The sequence below is a fragment of the Cellulomonas algicola genome (genome assembly GCF_003851725.1).
In the GTDB taxonomy this organism is placed as follows: Bacteria; Actinomycetota; Actinomycetes; order Actinomycetales; family Cellulomonadaceae; genus Cellulomonas; species Cellulomonas algicola.
The window spans coordinates 1-4,186 of sequence record NZ_BHYL01000037.1 but is presented as its reverse complement, the minus strand read 5'-3'; the positions used below and the strand labels follow the sequence as shown (position 1 = coordinate 4,186).

Below are 4,186 nucleotides of genomic sequence, written 5' to 3'. Positions count from 1 at the left end.
CGCCGGAGCCGGCTCCCGCTGACGCCGGCGGCGCGGGCGACCGTCGGGCCGCGTGTCGCCCGGCGAGCCGCGCACCCGCGGCCGCTCGCCGCGCGGGACGCCGCCCCAGCCGGTAGGAACGGTCACCATGACCGTCGTCGGCTTCCACCACTCGCACGAGCAGATCCACCCGCGCGCGCTCCTCGAGGCCGCCCGGCACGCCCAGGACGTCGGCTTCGACGCGGGCATGTGCTCCGACCACTGGGCGCCCTGGAGCGCCACCCAGGGCCACTCCGGCTACGCGTGGACGTGGCTCGGGGCCGCGCTCGCGACCACCGAGCTCCCGTTCGGTGTCGTCAACGCGCCGGGCCAGCGCTACCACCCCGCGGTGGTCGCACAGGCGGTCGCGACGCTCGGCGCGATGTTCCCCGGACGCTTCTGGGTCGCGCTCGGCTCGGGCGAGAACGTCAACGAGCACATCACGGGCGACCGCTGGCCCTCGAAGGCTGAGCGCGACGCGCGGCTGCGCGAGTGCGTCGACGTCATCCGTGCGCTGCTCGACGGCGAGGAGGTCACGCACGACGGGCTCGTGCGCGTCGACCGAGCCCGCCTCTGGACGCTCCCCGCCGAACGCCCGCTGCTGATCGGCCCCGCGGTCACCCCGGCGACCGCCGCCCGGCACGCGGACTGGGCCGACGGGCTCGTCACCGTCAACCAGGATCCGGCGGTGCTGCGCGAGGTCGTCGACGCGTACCGCTCGGCCGGTGGGCGCGGCACGATCGCGCTCCAGGTGCACGTCGCGTGGGCGCCCGACGAGGACGCCGCGTTCGCGCTCGCGCGCGAGCAGTGGACCGCCAACGTCGTCGGCCCGCCCGTCGCGTGGGACCTCGACACCCCCGAGTCGTTCGACGCGCTCGTCCCCAACCTCACCGACGACCTGGTCCGGCGCTCGGTGCTCGTCGAGCACGACCCGGCCCGGCTGCGCGACCGCGTCGCCGCGCTCGTCGCGCTCGGCTTCGACGCCGTGTACCTGCATCAGGTCGCGACGGACGAGAAGCCCGGTGACGACAAGCACCCCGCGGCCGAGCCGACGTCCACGCCCGCCGACCGGAACCTGCGCGCGTTCCTCGACATGGCGGGCGAGCACCTCGTCCCGCAGCTGCGGGAGGTGACCGCGTGAGGATCCGCGACACCGGCGACCTGTGGTGGAAGAACGCGGTCGTCTACTGCCTCGACGTCGAGACGTACATGGACTGGAACGACGACGGCGTCGGCGACCTGCCGGGCCTCGTGCAGCGCATCGACCACCTCGCCGACCTCGGCGTGACGTGCCTGTGGCTCATGCCCTTCTACCCGACGGCCGACCGCGACGACGGCTACGACATCATCGACTTCTTCGGTGTCGACCCGCGGCTGGGCGACGCCGGCGACCTGGTCGAGCTCATCCGCACCGCGCGGGACCGCGGCATCCGCGTCATCGCCGACCTCGTCGTCAACCACACGAGCGACCGGCACCCGTGGTTCCGCTCGGCGCGCAGCAGCGTCGACTCGCCGTTCCGCGACTTCTACGTGTGGAGCGCGACGAAGCCGCCGGACACGTCCGACCAGGTGGTCTTCCCCGACCAGGAGACGGGCATCTGGACGCTCGACGAGAAGACGGGCGAGTACTACCGGCACCGGTTCTACCGGCACCAGCCGGACCTCAACACCGCCAACCCGCGGGTCCGCGACGCGATCGCCAAGGTCGTCGGCTACTGGGCGGAGGTGGGGCTGTCCGGGTTCCGCGTCGACGCCGTGCCGTTCTTCCTGGCCGACGCCGCGAAGGGCGAGGGTGACGACATCGAGCGCCCGCACGACTTCCTCAAGTCCCTGCGCGCGTTCCTCACGCGGCGCACGGGCGACGCGATCCTCATGGGCGAGGTCAACCTGCCGTACGAGGAGCAGCGGCAGTTCTTCGGCGACGACGACGGCGACGGGCTCGCGGACGGCGACGAGCTCACGCTGCAGTTCGACTTCGTCCTCATGCAGCAGCTCTACCTCGCGCTGGCCCGCCGTGACGCGGGCCCGGTCGCGACGACGCTGCAGTCCCGGCCGCCGATCCCGCGCGACGCGCAGTGGGCGACGTTCGTGCGCAACCACGACGAGCTGACGCTCGACAAGCTGTCCGACGACGAGCGCGCCGAGGTGTTCGAGGCCTTCGGCCCCGACCCGGACATGCAGCTGTACGGCCGTGGCCTGCGCCGCCGCCTGCCGACGATGCTCGACGGCGACCCGCGCCGCGTGCGGATGGTCTACTCGCTGCTGTTCTCGCTGCCCGGCACGCCCGTGCTGTTCTACGGCGAGGAGATCGGCATGGGGGAGAACCTGGCCGCCGAGGGGCGGATGGCCGTGCGCACGCCCATGCAGTGGACGTCGGAGCGCAACGGCGGCTTCTCCCGGGCGCGTGCGTCGCGGCTGAGCGGGCCCGTCGTCGAGGGCGGGTACGGGCCCGAGCACGTGAACGTCGCGGACCAGCGGCGCGACCCCGGGTCGCTGCTCACGTTCGTCCAGACGCTCGTGCGCCGGTACCGCGAGAGCCCCGAGCTCGGCTGGGCGACCGACGTCGAGATCCTCGACCAGCCGCACGCCGCGGTCCTCGCGCACCGCAGCACGTGGCAGGACGGCTCGACGGTCGCGCTGCACAACCTGGGCGACGAGGCCGTCGAGGTCCCGCTCGACCTGCCCGACTGCGTAGCGGACGACGACGGCGGCCCGGCCGTGCGGCTCGTCGACCTGCTGCACGCGCAGGAGTGGACGTGCGACGAGCGCGGTCGTGCCACCGTGCCGCTCGACGCCTACGGGTACCGGTGGCTGCGCGTCGTGCGGGAGGACAGCCGTCGCCTGCTGTGAGGCGGGCGGCGCCTCAGCCCTCGACGCCCGTCACGTCGTGCGACGCCCCGACCGGCTTCGACTCCGGTGACCCGCGCTCGCGCAGGGAGATCGACAGCACGACCATCGACAGCACCGCGAGGAACTCGGACTGCCAGTTCTGCAGGGTCCGGTTGCAGAAGTCCGGGCGCGCGCACCCTCACCACCTCACGTCGACGTCGTCGCACGATGCGGGAGGCCACGACGTGGGCACCGCCCGCTCGTCGACGACGGACGCGGCCCGGGCGCGCCCGAGGTTCCAGCTGAAGCCGCTCTCCGCCTCGCGCATCGACATGCCGTCCAGCACGCACGAGCGCAGCGGCTCGTCCAGCGCGTCGACGGCGGGCACCGCGTCGGCCGACAGGCCCTGCAGGTAGCGGACGTCGAGCGGGACGTCGAGGTCAGCGCCCGTGTTGTGCCGCACGATCTGCGCGTCCGGGTCGACCGCCGCGAGCACGAGCACCGTCGCGCCCACGACCCCGAGCACGGCCGTCGGCAACCAGCCGGCCCGCCACCGCACCCCCGCGACGAGGACCAGCACCAGCACCACGCCCATGGCGGCCTCCGCGAGCGCCACCCACAGGCGCAGCCGCGTGAGGCCGAACGCGTCGACGTACAGGTCCATCCGCAGGAGCGCCGACGTCACGACCCCGAGCGTCCCCACGCACAGCACGCCGAGACCGGCGCGGACGACCACCCGCTCACGGCCGGTCCCGCGCGGCGCGTGGCGTGCGGCGACGGCGACGACGACCAGCGTGAGCGCCGTCGCGACGACGAGCTGCGCGAAGCCCTGTCGCGCGTACTGCGCGTAGGTCAGGCCCGCGGTCTCGAGCACGTGCCGGTGGCCCCCGGCGAGCGCGGTCGCCTGCACCGTCACGAACGCGACCACCACGAGGTCCAGCGCGACGACCGGGATCGCCCACTCGACGACGCCCGCGGGCCGCCCCGGACCCGGCCGGAGCGTCGACCAGCCCGGTGGGTGCGCCGCGAGCTGCGCGTTCGTTGCGACCGCGACCGCCGCCAGGAGCGCCACGACGACCTGCCCGGGCAGCACGCCGAGGTCGAACCGCGGGAGCAGGCTCGCGAACACGCGGTCCGCGCTCGCGAACAGCGCACCGAACACCACGACGACGACCGCGGCGAGCGCGACGGCGCGCCCCACGCGCAGCACCTGCTGACGCCGTGCCCCGACCGCGTCGCCCGCCCCGTGCCGCAGCCACGGCAGCGCACGCACGACGCCGGCCAGCCAGCTCAGCGGCGCCGCCACCACCGCGGGGGTCGCGCGCGCCCCCGTGAGAGC

3 protein-coding genes and 1 pseudogene are annotated in these 4,186 nt (G+C 74.3%); 2 read left to right on the top strand and 2 right to left on the bottom strand.

Annotated elements, in window-relative coordinates:
* Positions 1–127: 127 nt before the first annotated feature.
* Both CTKZ_RS02510 and CTKZ_RS02505 read left to right on the top strand, forming a co-directional pair.
* Entirely contained in the window at positions 128–1,159 is a 1,032-nt protein-coding gene (locus CTKZ_RS02510) for a TIGR03885 family FMN-dependent LLM class oxidoreductase (RefSeq protein WP_124341457.1), read from the top strand.
* Positions 1,156–2,868: an alpha-amylase family protein gene (locus CTKZ_RS02505; protein WP_124341456.1), complete on the top strand. Its 1,713-nt coding sequence runs from the start codon at positions 1,156–1,158 to the stop codon at positions 2,866–2,868. Before CTKZ_RS02510 ends, CTKZ_RS02505 begins: the two co-directional genes overlap by 4 nt.
* 13 nt (positions 2,869–2,881) lie before the next feature.
* On the opposite strand, the pseudogene CTKZ_RS22645 reads toward CTKZ_RS02505, so the two are convergent.
* Positions 2,882–3,034: pseudogene (locus tag CTKZ_RS22645) on the bottom strand (DUF6766 family protein); the annotation flags it as partial.
* A gap of 12 nt (positions 3,035–3,046) precedes the next feature.
* Positions 3,047–4,186: DUF4153 domain-containing protein (locus CTKZ_RS02500; protein WP_148090449.1), on the bottom strand; the 1,140-nt coding region annotated here is incomplete at its 5' end.

What these genes read in the sequence shown, in the direction of transcription:
- CTKZ_RS02510 (WP_124341457.1), top strand. Translation starts at nt 128, where the DNA reads ATGACCGTCGTCGGCTTCCACCACTCGCACGAGCAGATCCACCCGCGC.